This is a genomic window from Bartonella chomelii, from assembly GCF_014138465.1.
Taxonomy (GTDB): domain Bacteria; phylum Pseudomonadota; class Alphaproteobacteria; order Rhizobiales; family Rhizobiaceae; genus Bartonella; species Bartonella schoenbuchensis.
In genome coordinates this window covers 425,633-439,497 of the sequence record NZ_JACJIR010000001.1, presented here as the reverse complement: position 1 = coordinate 439,497, position 13,865 = coordinate 425,633, and the positions used below count along the sequence as shown (strand labels likewise).

At 34.2% G+C, this 13,865-nt stretch carries 9 protein-coding genes, 1 tRNA gene and 1 pseudogene; 7 read left to right on the top strand and 4 right to left on the bottom strand.

Translation table 11 applies throughout. From position 1 onward, the window contains the following. The first annotated feature begins 81 nt into the window (after window positions 1-81). The 3 genes from GGR10_RS01865 (at window position 82) to GGR10_RS01855 (ending at window position 4,905) form a co-directional block, all read left to right on the top strand. Window positions 82-726 (top strand): DsbA family protein, encoded by a 645-nt coding sequence (locus GGR10_RS01865; protein ID WP_182479645.1) that lies wholly within the window; start codon window positions 82-84, stop codon window positions 724-726. Window positions 727-919: 193 nt separating this feature from the next. Beyond that, entirely contained in the window at window positions 920-3,586 is a 2,667-nt protein-coding gene (gene ppdK, locus GGR10_RS01860) for a pyruvate, phosphate dikinase (protein ID WP_182479644.1), read from the top strand. Window positions 3,587-4,830: 1,244 nt separating this feature from the next. Next, window positions 4,831-4,905, top strand: a tRNA-Gln gene (locus GGR10_RS01855). Between the two features lie 76 nt (window positions 4,906-4,981). On the opposite strand, the pseudogene GGR10_RS07000 reads toward GGR10_RS01855, so the two are convergent. Further along, window positions 4,982-5,329: pseudogene (locus tag GGR10_RS07000) on the bottom strand (tyrosine-type recombinase/integrase); the annotation flags it as partial. Between the two features lie 758 nt (window positions 5,330-6,087). On the opposite strand from GGR10_RS07000, the gene GGR10_RS01850 reads away from it, so the two are divergent. Then, window positions 6,088-6,690 carry a superoxide dismutase gene (locus GGR10_RS01850; protein ID WP_010703497.1) on the top strand — a complete coding sequence of 201 codons (603 nt, stop codon included), beginning with the start codon at window positions 6,088-6,090 and terminating at the stop codon, window positions 6,688-6,690. A gap of 79 nt (window positions 6,691-6,769) precedes the next feature. On the opposite strand, the gene GGR10_RS01845 is transcribed toward GGR10_RS01850, so the two are convergent. Continuing rightward, window positions 6,770-8,863: a S9 family peptidase gene (locus GGR10_RS01845; protein WP_182479749.1), complete on the bottom strand. Its 2,094-nt coding sequence runs from the start codon at window positions 8,861-8,863 to the stop codon at window positions 6,770-6,772. A gap of 888 nt (window positions 8,864-9,751) precedes the next feature. Between GGR10_RS01845 and GGR10_RS01840 the strand changes: the two genes are divergently transcribed. Then, complete coding sequence (locus GGR10_RS01840) at window positions 9,752-10,189, top strand: Ros/MucR family transcriptional regulator (RefSeq protein ID WP_078689527.1); 438 nt, start codon at window positions 9,752-9,754, stop codon at window positions 10,187-10,189. A gap of 107 nt (window positions 10,190-10,296) precedes the next feature. Here GGR10_RS01840 and GGR10_RS01835 read toward each other — a convergent pair whose 3' ends face one another. Together GGR10_RS01835 and GGR10_RS01830 are read right to left on the bottom strand one after the other, a co-directional pair. Next, on the bottom strand, window positions 10,297-10,707 hold the full coding sequence (locus GGR10_RS01835) for a SufE family protein (RefSeq protein ID WP_182479643.1): 411 nt from the start codon (window positions 10,705-10,707) through the stop codon (window positions 10,297-10,299). A gap of 108 nt (window positions 10,708-10,815) precedes the next feature. Continuing rightward, window positions 10,816-11,199, bottom strand: a complete 384-nt coding sequence (locus GGR10_RS01830) for a DUF5330 domain-containing protein (RefSeq protein ID WP_182479642.1) — start codon at window positions 11,197-11,199, stop codon at window positions 10,816-10,818. 1,241 nt (window positions 11,200-12,440) lie between these two features. Between GGR10_RS01830 and GGR10_RS01825 the strand changes: the two genes are divergently transcribed. Both GGR10_RS01825 and GGR10_RS01820 read left to right on the top strand, forming a co-directional pair. Beyond that, window positions 12,441-13,301 carry a peptidoglycan-binding domain-containing protein gene (locus GGR10_RS01825; RefSeq protein ID WP_182479641.1) on the top strand — a complete coding sequence of 287 codons (861 nt, stop codon included), beginning with the start codon at window positions 12,441-12,443 and terminating at the stop codon, window positions 13,299-13,301. Window positions 13,302-13,625: 324 nt separating this feature from the next. Further along, entirely contained in the window at window positions 13,626-13,862 is a 237-nt protein-coding gene (locus GGR10_RS01820; protein WP_182479640.1) for a hypothetical protein, read from the top strand. The last annotated feature ends 3 nt before the right edge of the window (window positions 13,863-13,865 follow it).

Below are 13,865 nucleotides of genomic sequence, written 5' to 3'. Positions count from 1 at the left end.
TTTGTATATTTTTACTATTATCTTTAATATATAAAAACACTGAATTTCTACATATCTAATAATAACAGAAAAGTTTTTTTTATGCTAAACTATCGTTCTTCTTTATTTTGCATGGTGATTTTAATCTCGGCTATAACTGCACAGATTAATGCGACTACAGCCTTAGCTGGTAAAGTTAAACCAGTTGCAACTGTTGATATGGTTAAGCTTCTTCAGGAGGGTAAGGATAGAGTTGAAGGTGATATTAATGCACCAGTGACTATTGTTGAATATGCTTCAGTTACCTGTGGTCATTGCGCTGACTTTTATAATAATGTGCTGCCCAAAATTCGGAAAAAATATATAAAAACGGGTAAAGTAAAGCTTATTTTCCGGGAATTTGCTTTTGATCCTCGGGCAACAGCAGGCTTTATGTTGGCGCGTTGTGCACCAGAAGATCGCTATTTTCCTTTGATAGAAGTTTTATTTCAAAAACAAAGTGAGTGGGTTTGGGTAGAGGATTCTTTAACGCCATTGAAGAAGATTAGCTCACTGGCTGGTTTTACAGATGAGAGCTTTGAGGCTTGTCTAAAAAATCAGTCTATTTTAGATGAAGTGAATGCATCTTTTGAGCGTGGGAAAGAATTTGGTGTTACAGCAACACCTACCTTTTTCATTAATGGTAATAAGTATGAAGGTTTGATGTCAGAGGAAGATTTTTTCTCAATTATTGATAGTTTTCTTTGAACACACACATTCTACTAAGAAAATAAGCAATTGATAATTATGGCGGTTCTCCTTCTTTTTACAAAGGGTTACTTTCGTGCGTTTATGAAACAACGTTTTATTTGGTTAAGCTAATTTGGGATAGGGTGATTCATTTGGACAGTTAGCTTAAGTCAAATGATACTTTAATGCTGATAATGGGAGAACTTGTACAGTGACAAAATGGGTTTATAGTTTTGGTGATGGTAACGCAGAGGGAAGCGCGAATGAGTGTAATCTCCTTGGCGGCAAAGGGGCTAATTTAGCAGAAATGAGCAAGCTTGGCTTACCTGTTCCTCCCGGATTCACTATTACGACAGAAGTTTGTAACTTTTATTATACGCATAACAAGGCATATCCAAAGGAATTGCAAGGAGCTGTCAAGCAGGCACTCAAACGCATTGGTGAACAAACAGGCCGCGAATTTGGTAGTAAAAGTGCACCACTGTTGCTTTCTGTTCGTTCTGGGGCTCGGGCTTCTATGCCGGGGATGATGGATACAATTCTTAATCTTGGTATGAATGATGAGACAGTAAAAGCAATCGCTTTGCAGACTAGTAATGAACGCTTTGCTTATGACAGTTATCGCCGTTTTATCCAAATGTATTCCAATGTTGTTTTAGGTTTGGATCATTCGTGCTTTGAAGAGATTCTTGATGAGGTAAAAGTATCCAACGGTTATGATGTCGATACAGAAATGACAGCCACTGATTGGAAAAATGTTATTATTTCTTACAAAGCATATGTTGAAGAAAAGTTAGGTAAGCCTTTTCCGCAAGATCCTGAAGAGCAACTGTGGGGTGCAATTGGTGCAGTTTTTTCAAGTTGGATGACTACTCGTGCAATCACTTATCGTCGTTTGCACAATATTCCTGAAAACTGGGGGACGGCGGTTAATGTGCAGGCTATGGTCTTTGGTAATATGGGTGAAGATTCTGCAACAGGTGTTGCGTTTACACGCAATCCATCAACAGGGGAAAAAGAACTTTACGGTGAATTTTTAATCAATGCACAGGGTGAGGATGTTGTAGCAGGCATTCGTACTCCACAAAATATCACTGAGGTTGCACGGATTGCTGCTGGTTCGAATAAGCCGTCGCTAGAAAAAATTATGCCAGAAGCTTTTTTACAGTTTTGTCAAATTGCCCAAAAACTTGAAAAGCATTACCGTGATATGCAAGATCTTGAATTTACAATTGAAAAGGGTAAATTATGGATTTTACAAACCCGCTCAGGAAAGCGAACGGCACGTGCAGCTTTAAAAATGGCAGTACAAATGGTTGAGGAGGGGTTGATCAGTCGTGAAGAGGCGGTGATGCGAATTGAACCAAAATCGCTTGATCAACTTTTACATCCGACTCTTGATCCCAAAGCGGCCCGTTTTGTTGTAGCGCGTGGTTTACCTGCTTCTCCGGGTGCAGCAACTGGTGAAATTGTTTTTACTTCAGAAGAGGCAGAGGCAGCATCAAAAGAAGGCCGTAAGGTTATTTTGGTGCGCGTAGAGACGAGCCCAGAAGACATTCATGGTATGCATGCTGCAGAAGGAATTTTAACAACACGCGGTGGTATGACAAGTCACGCTGCTGTTGTAGCACGTGGTATGGGGAAGCCCTGTATTTCTGGTGCAGGTAGTGTACGAATTGATTATACCACAAACACAATGATTGTTTCAGGAGAGACTTTTCAAAGGGGAGATGTCATTACAATTGATGGTGCAAGTGGAGAGATCCTTAAAGGAAAGGTTGCAATGTTGCAGCCTGAGCTTTGTGGAGACTTCGCTCAATTAATGGAATGGGCTGATAAAATACGGCGTATGAAAATTCGCGTTAATGCAGAAACACCATCTGATGCACGTATGGGGCGTTCTTTTGGAGCTGAAGGTATTGGCCTTTGTCGTACTGAGCATATGTTTTTTGCTGGTGAACGTATTGTCGCTATGCGTGAAATGATTTTAAGCAATGATCAAGATGGACGCCGTAAAGCATTGGATAAGCTTTTGCCAATGCAACGGTCAGATTTTACAGAATTGTTTGAAATTATGTCTGGTTTGCCTGTCACTATCCGTTTTTTGGATCCTCCTTTACATGAGTTTTTACCAAAAACGGATGCAGAAATTCGTGATGTTGCAATGGCTATGGGAATTCCTTCTGAAATTATTTCCGAACGGGCGCAGCAACTACATGAATTTAACCCTATGCTTGGGTTACGGGGATGTCGTTTGATCATTACTTACCCTGAAATTGCTGAAATGCAGGCACGAGCAATTTTTGAAGCAGCGGCAGATGCTGCTCAAAAGTCTGGATCTCCTGTTATGCTTGAAATTATGATACCGCTTGTTGCGCTTAAATCTGAATTGGATTTTGTAAAAACCTGTATTGACGATGTAGCTAGTACAGTAATGAAGGAAAAGGGAAGGGAAATTCAGTATATAGTTGGAACTATGATTGAACTACCAAGAGCTGCTCTTCGTGCAGGTGAGATTGCTGAAACTGCAGAATTTTTTTCGTTTGGAACAAACGATTTAACACAAACTACTTTTGGTATTTCACGTGATGATGCAGCTCCTTTTTTAGCAACTTATTCTCAAAAAAGAATTTTGGAACAAGATCCTTTCGTGTCAATTGACCGTGATGGAGTAGGGGAGCTTATCGCTATTGCTGCACAGCGTGGGCGTTCTCAGCGTGCAAAAATTAAATTAGGTATTTGTGGTGAACATGGAGGAGATCCTGATTCTATCGCTTTGTGTGAGGAAAATAACTTAGATTATGTTTCGTGTTCACCTTTTCGGGTACCAATTGCACGTTTAGCTGCAGCACAAGCAGCAATTGCCCAAAAGGTATAAAAATCTAAAGATATTATTCTTTACTTTAATGGCTTTGGTATATTGGAATAATACTTTAATACGTTGCTAAAGGTAGACAAGAAAATTTCTTAAGATGCTTTGTTTGAGGTGCCTTATTTGAGTTATGTATATGGAAGATAGCATTGCGTTTGATGTATTTTATGGGAAAGCTTAAGGTACAAAGCACGTTATCATGTTATGCATACATACCGTATCTTATGATGCGTAATAGTAGGTATTAAAGTATTAGACTTGTGGAATTTTTATTGAATGTTAATAGTGATGTTTCTTTACCTGTAAAATAATAGGTGAATATATTAAAGAAACAAAAAACACATTGATTACTACTTGTGTAAATTTACTAATAACTATCGAAAATGAATGTTGTGTAGAGTTATTTATGATCTTATAAATAAGTACTTATTTGTGTCATGTGATTGAAATTTCTCTATAGAATATGAAATTGGAAGAGAATTTTTTGTAAAAGTGCTTTACAATTTATAACTATATAGCACTCATGATGGAATAGAAGCTCTAAGAGGGTAATATCTATTCGTTACTGTTACTTCATTAATACCACTCATTTAATTTTTGTTTGTTTTGCTCCCCCCATCCACTATGGATCCAACTAATACAGAAAGTTCCAATTTTTTATACCGTATGTTTTAGAGATTTTTGTCATTGAAGTTTTCTAAACGTATTTCAATATCTTAGAAGGGGGATGATTTATGAAAAGCACTTATTTATAGTTGGGAATAAAGTGTATCGTTACATGTGAGAAGTCTATTTGAGTGATAGCACGTGATCTTTTGTTGAATTTTCTAAACCCAGCTGCGATAATATTTATCTATAAGAGAATAACTAAAAGAAAAAGTACTGTTTTTGTATACAAAAAGTTTATATAATTGCTGTATCGCTTAAGTATTGTTTAGTTACCGTTATTCAATAATTTTAGCATTTTTCAAGAAGATATTTGAATTAAGTTTACTCTGTGAAATGATGATATTTATGATAAAAAAGCTATAACAGCTATAATGTGAACTAAAATTATTTGATCAAGAGAATAAACGTATAGATTTTTTTTGGTATAGTTCTTTTAATATTTGTGGTGTATTGCTCTGTGTTATTGTAATAATTAGAAAGCTTTTGTAAGAAGAAAAATGAAAGCTTTAGCTTTCAGATATTGCGTACAATTACAAGAATCGGTATAAGGCGCGAGCATAGTGTAATAGTTTTCTTTTTTTTGGGGTATAGCCAAGCGGTAAGGCACCGGTTTTTGGTACCGGCACTCCCTGGTTCGAATCCAGGTACCCCAGCCAAATATCAATAAAATAAATCGGCTACTGTACAAATAAAGGAATTTGTACTTATTGATTCTATTGCCCTTATTTTTTGTTATCCTGCACTTTTTTGAAGTTTTTTAATTGCTTTTATGGCAGGTCGCTTTCTATTTGCTGTCTTTAGTCTTTATATAGAGAGTGATGCCATATCATCTCCAGTCTACCCAAAATGCTTTAGCTGGTAAAATCGTAGCACCTACATGCAGCTCTTATTGTTGCGAATTTTCTCAATCCATGAACTGATTTCTTAACGCCAGCTGTATTACAAGCATCTCTCAACAGATTACCAAAGCTTTTCTTTGGTTAGTTTTTTGCCCCTTTTCTATTAAATATAAATGTTTCATGGCAGATAGGGTCCCGTTTCAAATGTTTTTGCTAATTCAAGTAAAATAAGAGCAAAAAGCAGTACGGCCATTGCAAGTCATGGGGAGTATACTTCCTTTATATCTGATAATAGTTTTACCAGATCAATAATGAGGGTGAGGTACTGTTTATTGGTTTTAGTAAGGTCAATAAAACGGTTTTTGCACTCTATCACAATTTTGCTATCGGTGACATGCAAGCGTGCATTAATCCGGTTTATTTATGGGTATACTTTTCAGCTAATGACGGTATCATCAAAATACATATTCATGTTTATGATTAGATTTTACAAATATATAGAGTGTAATTAGAAGGCATAGTAAGTCAGAGGAATGTAAGCAGCTTTATGTTAATATTCTAACCGATTTGTGAAGAGGAATGACTATAGTTGATGTGTTTATGTGCTTACTCACTTTAGTGACAGCATAAATATGGATTTAATTTTATGTATGCATTGGTAAGATTTTCATTAAGTGCGGTATATTATGATATTTAATGTATTCAAACTTAGATTATTTTTACTAAATAAGGGGGATAAGAACTTTTTTAGTTTATAATTTTTATCTTTTTTGATGACTTAGTAGGAGAACAGTTTTCTATAAATTAATTTGGCATATTTTTCTTATTAGTGCCATTATAGTGTTTAGTTTCTCATTAGTTTAGTTGGTTCATAAAAATGGCTTTTAAAGCTAAATTGATTGTAAACAAATATTCAATAACATTTGCTTTTAAGTGCTGTAAGTGCCAAAGTAAATTTTGGGAGAGAGCTTAATAATTAGAATCGAGGAGATTTTTAAAATGGCTTTTGAATTAGCTGAATTGTCTTATGATTATGACGCCCTTTTACCTTATATGTCACGTGAGACGCTTGAATATCACCGTGATAAGCATCATTTCGCTTACCTTACTAATACAAATAATTTGGTAAAAGATTTAGGTTTAGAAAATAAGAGCCTTGAAGATATTATTAAGGAAAGTTTTGGCAAAAATCCTGGTTTGTTTAATAATGCAGCTCAATCTTATAATCATCATCATTTTTGGAATTGGATGAAAAAAGGTGGTGGTGGTCAGAAACTACCTGGAAAATTAGCAAAGGCTATTGAGTCTGATCTTGGTGGTTATGAGAAATTCCGTACAGATTTTATTGCAGCTGGTAGTACTCAATTTGGTTCTGGCTGGGCGTGGATAGCTGTTAAAAATGGCAAGCTTGAGATTATGAAGACACCCAATGGTGAGAACCCTCTGATTCATGATGCTCAACCTATTTTAGGTGTTGATGTGTGGGAGCATTCTTATTACATTGATTACCGTAATGCACGTCCGAAATATCTTGAGGCTTTCGTGGATCATTTAATTAATTGGGATTATGTTTTAGAACTGTATGAAAATTGCGGGTTTTAAGTAGTCTATAGGGCTATTTATCTTAAAGAATAAAGGCTTCATAATTTATTAGATTGTGGGGCCTTTATTAGTAAGATGTTTAGTTATCAATAATTTTTCCAACTATTTTTAGGATATATGCGTATATATATGCGGTTTCTTCCAATTTTGAGAAACGTCCAGCCGCACCTGCATGACCTGAATCCATATTTATACGCAATAAAATTGTATTATCATCTGTTTTAAAATCACGCAGTTTTGCTACCCATTTTGCAGGTTCCCAATAGGTTACACGAGGGTCTGTTAAGCCTGCAATGGCAAGAATAGGGGGGTATTCCTGGTGTTTGATGTTATCATAGGGTGAATAAGAAGCGATAAGGCTATAGTCTTCTTTTGATTCAAGAGGGTTACCCCATTCAGGCCATTCTGGAGGTGTTAGGGGCAATGAAGCATCTAGCATTGTTGTTAAAACATCAACAAAAGGGACATTAGCAACGATGCCAGCAAAATCCTGAGGAGCTAGATTTGCTATAGCTCCCATCAGCATTCCTCCTGCTGAACCACCTTGGGCGATTAGCCGGTCATGAGCAGTAAATTTATGATTTACAAGATGGCGTGCACAGGCAATAAAATCATTAAATGTATTGTGTTTAAAAAGATGTTTTCCTTTTTCATACCATTCAGTGCCCTTTTCTTTTCCACCACGAATATGAGCAATGGCATAGATAAAGCCTCTATTGACTAATGAAAGTACATTACTATTGAAACTTGCAGGAATAGAAAATCCATAAGCACCATAACCGTAAAGTAGACAAGGTGCACTACCATTAAGCACAGTAGTTTTATGATATACAAGAGAAATAGGGATTTTTTCACCATCATCTGCAATTGCTGTAATACGCCGTGTTATATAGTCATCTTTATTATGCCCAGAAGGGATTTTTTGTGTTTTTAAAAGCACTCGTTTACGACTTTTTACTTCATAATCAAAAATTTGATTAGGTGTTGTCATAGATGAATAAGCAAAACGAATGGTTTGGCTATTATATTCTGCAGCCCCTTGTAGATCTAAGGAATAGGCTTCTTCTGTAAAGGCAATGGAATGAATTTGTTTTGTTGATCGCTCCATAAGTTGTATGGAAGGAAGCCCTTCAAATTGTTCAAACCAAATAAGAAAATCTTGATAGGCATCATGAGATAGGATCAGTCGTCCGGATTGATGGGGTACAAGCTCAGACCAGTTTTCTGATTGTGGAGATGAATATGGGGCGACCATGATTTTAAAGTCTTTTGCATTATCCTGATTGGTGAGAATATAAAAAACATCGCCTCCTTCTGTAAGCGAATATTCAATGCCTTTTTGTCGTTTTTGTACACATTGGGGTGCTGTAAGGGGCGCTGTAGCAGGGATAAGCCAGGTTTCTGATGTTTCATGGTCGTGAATGTTAATATAAATAACGTCATTAAGTTTAGAGCCACTCACATGTAAGAAAAACCCGGGGTTATCTTCATGAAAAATAAGCTTATCTTGAGAAGGGTCAGTGTTTAATTGGTGGTAATAGAGTTCTGAGGGGCGGTGGTTTTTATCCATTTTAGTGTAGAAAAAGCCTTCAGATTTAGCGTCCCAGACGAGTTGTCCGGATGTATTTATGATTGTATCTGTGTAATCAGATAATGTTTTAAAGCTACGAATTTTAACTGTATAAAATTCAGAACCCTTATCATCATAGCTCCACGCAACATGTGTATGATCAGGAGATACATGGACTGAGCCAAGATTCAAATAATCTTTACCTTCAGCCAAAACGTCACCATTAAGGTAAATGTTTTTTTTACCTCCATTTCTTGGTGTACGAAAATAGTGTGGCTGTTCTCCCCCAGTTTTATAGCATAGCCCATAGGCAAAAGGGCCACGTTTTATAGGAACGGAACTGTCATTTTCTTGAATACGGTTTTTCATTTCTGCAAAAAGCAGATTTTGTAATGTTTTTGTATCGGCCATTTGAGAAGTTTGATAAGCATTTTCTTCTTCAAGGTGGCGTCGAATATTTTCGTCAAGACAGCTAGGGTTTTTTAAAACATCTTGCCAATTAGCTGCACGCAGCCAATGGTAGGGATCCTCTCGGTAAATACCGTGATACATCTTTTTATAAATGATTTTAGATGCTTTTGGGGGAAGTTTAGGTAGATGCATCATACCATGGTCCTATAAGATCTAATGGTTTTATTCATATGTTAGAGCAACACCATTCATGCAAAATTCATTGCAAATAGCATAAACTTGTAAATTCTAATTTACCTGTAAAACATGGTTAAGTTAATTTTTACAGTTTATGCAATGTATGTTTATTCGCCGTATTTTATAGATATTACCTTCTATAAATATAATAATATCTTTATTAATTAAGTTAAAAAATTAGCTAGTGTTAGAATTGAATTTGACCTCTCCATGGTGAAGTAAATTTCTATCATATACACAATAAGATTATACTGAAAATAAGGATACAAAAATCTGAATAGAAAGAGTTTTTTAGATATTGTATTAATACGTGATGTTATATCTTTCTGGTATTAATGACCATACCATTCTTGGTTTTTTGTACGTTTTTGATTTTTATTTTGTCCGCTGTGTTCTTTTTTGCTGAACTTAGAAAATTGTTTAAATCACTTTTTGTGTTTTTAAAAAGTTGTTTATTTATATCAGGATTGAGATTTGCATGGTGGATAGAAAACTATAAAGTTATCATTGTTTAATACAAAATCCGTTCTATATATCATGATTTTGTATTAAATATCTTTATAAATTCAATGAAAAATAACTAATTTTGTGCTATATTTCGTGTTTATAGACGATATTTTATAACACAAAATTAGCTTACAAAAGGAACAGGTTGAATTTTTATAATATAATATGTCAAAAAGGAGAAGTTTATTTGTTTTTTCTGTGTTGAGATGATTTTATAAAATAATTGAATTGACAAAAAAGATTTTTGTACAATATGAAACTTATATGCATTAAAATTTCAATGTCATGAGTGTAAATGCGAATATTGCCTCAATTTTAAAATTAAAGGAAACAAGGATGGAACATCACCCAGTCCTAGAGACTGAAAGCAATTTAGTTATTACGTTAGTTGCTGATATTGTTGCTGCTTATGTAAGTAATAATTCAATTCGGCCGACTGAAGTGCCAGGTCTAATTGCTGATGTTCACGCTGCTTTTTTGAAAGTAGGGAATGCTGCATCGGCAGAAGCTGGAGTTGAAAAGCAAAGGCCTGCTGTTAATCCAAAACGTTCGATTTTTCCCGATTATCTTATTTGTCTTGAAGATGGAAAAAAGTTTAAATCTTTAAAGCGTCATTTGATGACACATTATAAAATGTCTCCTGAGGAATATCGTGAAAAATGGCAATTGGATAGCTCTTATCCTATGGTTGCGCCTAATTATGCAAAGGCTCGTTCAAATTTAGCTAAGGAAATGGGACTTGGGCGCAAACGCCAAAAAAAGAAAATTAAGTAATCTATTTTCAAAAAACACTCTTCAAATTTAACATTTCAAAATACTTTTTTAGAAAGTGCGTTTTTATAAGGCGGTTTATATGGTTGTTAGTATGAAAGTTTTAAAGGTTATGAATAGCTTTCAGTACGAATTCGTTCAATCATAGATTTAAAACCATTCGATCGTTGTGGTGTTAATTGTTCATTTAAACCGAGTGTTTTAAGCAATCCCTCAGCATCAGCTATACGAATTTCAGAGGTTTTTTTACCTGAATAGAAGGCGAGAAGAATATAAATTAGCCCACGAACAATATGGGAATCGGAATAGCCTTGAAATGTTAATGTAGGATCTTCTGAATTATCACGTGAAAATAAAAGCCATACTTGACTGACACAACCAGGAACTTTGTGAGCATCATTTCGTGCATTTTCTGGAAAGGGCGGTAATTCGTTGCCGAGTTCAATAATGTAACGATAACGATCTTCCCAGTTATCAAGAAAGGAAAAATTTTCTATAATATCATCAATCGTTTCTGCCATAACTTCAATCCTTGTTTTGTTTTTGTGATTGTATAGTACATTTAGTTGACAGATACGTATTTCTTTCTTGTAAAATACAAAAAACAGTAAAAGTTAAGAATTTTTGTTTCAAGGTAATTCTATATAATCTTGTTTGATTTGCTTTTCTGCGGGGGGTAAAATATCGTCTTCGGAGGTAGTATTTTCAGGTTGAATGGTATTTTGATTACTAAATATACTGTCAAGGTATTCATAGGCTATTTTTGCACCATCACGTGCGCGTTCACCAAGTGGGTTGAAAAAGGATTTTCCAGTTTTACAAACCTCTACATTACGCTCACAGAATTTTCCTAAATCAGTGATTGTATTTTTTAAAGCGATAATAGCATCGCTTGCTGTTATATTAGTTTCTAGGGTGGAGGAGTGATTGTCCTTTGGTTTTGCAGAAAAAAATGAAATAACTACAAAAATAATAAATAGAAAAAATGCTGATTTGATTAAAAAACGTATCATAGAACACCAACATGCTGTAGTTACAACTGAATAAAAAAATAATTTATGTTATTTTTCTTGATGAAAGATTTATATAACACTGACTTTGTAAAATTTTGCGTTCATTTCTAAGATTGCATTATTAGCTCTTGTTGCCAAAATATATAATATAGTCTCGTGTACAGGCGTTATTTATTTTCTTTTCATAAAAAACTAGATTTCCAATTTGTTTTGTAAAAATTCTCTCATTTTGTAAATACATAGGAATAAACACAGTTGCGAAAGAGAATATGATCAATAATCACACCCTTGAGTTAGGGTAATGAATTGATATTCAAGGTATTATATAACTATTTGTTTTAATGTTTTATTATGAAAGAAATTTCAAACCTTAAGTGTTTTAATGGATTCTATGCACCTTAAACTGAATTATATTTTTACGTTTTTTTATAATTTGGGTGAATGTAAAAAGGACCAATTGTAATTTGGATTTATAAGGCAGACCTTATACATTTTGTTTTTATGCTATTTAATGCGTGATGTAAAAGTTTAGATAATGATCTTTCATTTCAGTATTTTTGATTATTTTTTCAATTGTTTGTTGTTATTTTAGGCGGTGCTAATTTTGTCGCTTATATTGAAGAAGGATGAAAAGCCGAAAAAATAAACGCGCATTTTTAGTGGGAGGGTTAAATAGTTTTTTGTCCTTCAGATATTGCAAATAGAATCCAAAATAAATCTTATAAGATTGAGCAGGATATTAGTGGATAAAATTGCTATCAACGTGTGATATTATATTTGAATTTGTATTGATCAAATCATTACGTTGAAGGGTGTAAGTTCATAAATAAGCTATCTAGAAAAAATATGCTGCAAAGTTGGCTTTTAATATTATGAAATATATCTCAATGTGATTTCACTATAGCATAATAAGCACAAGAAAGATGTAATTTAAGATACAACATTGTTAAGGTAGTTGTTAGAGGGTATTTATATGCAAGTAAGATTGAGATGAAAAGTTATATAAACTAGATATCTCTTTACAGATTGCTAAAAATATTGTGGCAATGTGAAATTGAGAAAAATAGATTAAGACTTGTCTTACTTGTGTATGTAAGTTTGTATATCGGTATAATGAACATATTGAGTCTAACTTAAAAAAGCACAAATGATAGCAGTAGGTACGCTTTTCTAGCTGAAAATGATAATAAGTTTGATTTTATATGGAAAGCAATTACGGTTAAAAATAAAAAAATAAAATAATGGCAAAAAAACGAAAAACGCGCAAAACGAAAGTCATAAAAAAGCGTAGTATTATTATAACATTTTTCTTAATAAATTGCCGTTTTCTGCTTTGGTTAGTAAAATGGCTTTATCGTCGTACGCGCATAAATGCTTTATTGGTTATAGGCTTTTTCTTTTTTATTATCAGTTTTGGTTTTTTTGCTTTCAATGCTTTATTTTCACAAATAAAAATGCGTCAGGATAGTTTCGTTGAAATGAGTTTGGCGGTAGTTCCAACTGTTATACAGAATTTTATTTTACTTAAAGAACGCGCTACATCTCAGGAAAATACTTTTGTTATTCCTGTACCTGCTACAAAGAGTTTGCATCAAAATTTATCGTTGAATTCTTTGCAGAGTGCTTTACCGGAGGATTTGTTGGAAATACAAAAAGAATTAGCAAAACTTGGATTGTATGATGGTCCTTTAGATGGTGTGCATAATCTTAAGATGCGTCGTGCTATAGAGCTGTGGAAACAACAAACTGCTAATAAAACTTTACTAGTGCAAAAAGATAAAGATATTGTGTCAAAACATCCGAGAGATGAAGTTGCTGCACTCATTGAGCGTAGCGAAATAGAGATGGCAAATAATCCAATAACAACAAGTGATTTAACTCACTCAGAGGAAGTTATTCTAAAGCCTCTTGTTACAGATATTATACGGGTACAGGAAGCATTACGTATGTTTGGTAACCAAGAGGTGACAATCACTGGTATAGAAGATGAAAAAACTATGCGTGCTTTAAAGCAGTTTCAAAAAATGTTTAATCTTCCCGTAACAGGTAAGATTGATCGTGAAGTTTTGCTCAAAATGCATGAAGTTGGTCTGCTGAGTTGAAAATAATTTTTTCTATAGATTCCTTATTTTTTGATTTGGGTTTTATGACTTATAATTTGGATTCCATAAAAAATAAATTGAGACTAGAATTTTTAAAAGTAAATATAAATTTGTTTATGTAAAATTTTTGGATATCTGCTCTTGTTTGTTCTATACATGGCGTGTGGGAAGTGTGTGTTATGCTGTTGTAGAGATAATTAGGGTATCATATAAGTTAGATTTTTTTGAATTTGTCATTGCAAGTCAGGTACTACTTTATGATTTTGCCTAAATAAAATTCTATTGTTCATTTTCTATTCAGGTAAAGTAGATTATAAGCTATTTATGATAGAAAAAATTTTCTTATTTATAATGTTCTTAAGTGTCATCAGTGTGGATTCTGTTTTAGCTGCCGATTGTGCTGAGGTAGGTAAAAGAATTGCTAGCCGTCAAGGCGGAATGTTGACGCGCTCAACACCAATTATGCGAGATGGCGAAAATATGTGCGTGGTTGTAATTGTAGTGCCTGCTCATAATGGTAAGAGACCACGTCGTGTTGAAGTTGTTGTTCCTGCTGATTAATTT

Bases quoted from the DNA above. Each gene is read 5' to 3' on its own strand.
- GGR10_RS01865 (WP_182479645.1), top strand. From the start codon at position 82: ATGCTAAACTATCGTTCTTCTTTATTTTGCATGGTGATTTTAATCTCG.
- GGR10_RS01850 (WP_010703497.1), top strand. From the start codon at position 6,088: ATGGCTTTTGAATTAGCTGAATTGTCTTATGATTATGACGCCCTTTTA.
- GGR10_RS01845 (WP_182479749.1), bottom strand. From the start codon at position 8,863: ATGCATCTACCTAAACTTCCCCCAAAAGCATCTAAAATCATTTATAAA.
- GGR10_RS01840 (WP_078689527.1), top strand. From the start codon at position 9,752: ATGGAACATCACCCAGTCCTAGAGACTGAAAGCAATTTAGTTATTACG.
- GGR10_RS01835 (WP_182479643.1), bottom strand. From the start codon at position 10,707: ATGGCAGAAACGATTGATGATATTATAGAAAATTTTTCCTTTCTTGAT.
- GGR10_RS01830 (WP_182479642.1), bottom strand. From the start codon at position 11,199: ATGATACGTTTTTTAATCAAATCAGCATTTTTTCTATTTATTATTTTT.
- GGR10_RS01825 (WP_182479641.1), top strand. From the start codon at position 12,441: ATGGCAAAAAAACGAAAAACGCGCAAAACGAAAGTCATAAAAAAGCGT.
- GGR10_RS01820 (WP_182479640.1), top strand. From the start codon at position 13,626: ATGATAGAAAAAATTTTCTTATTTATAATGTTCTTAAGTGTCATCAGT.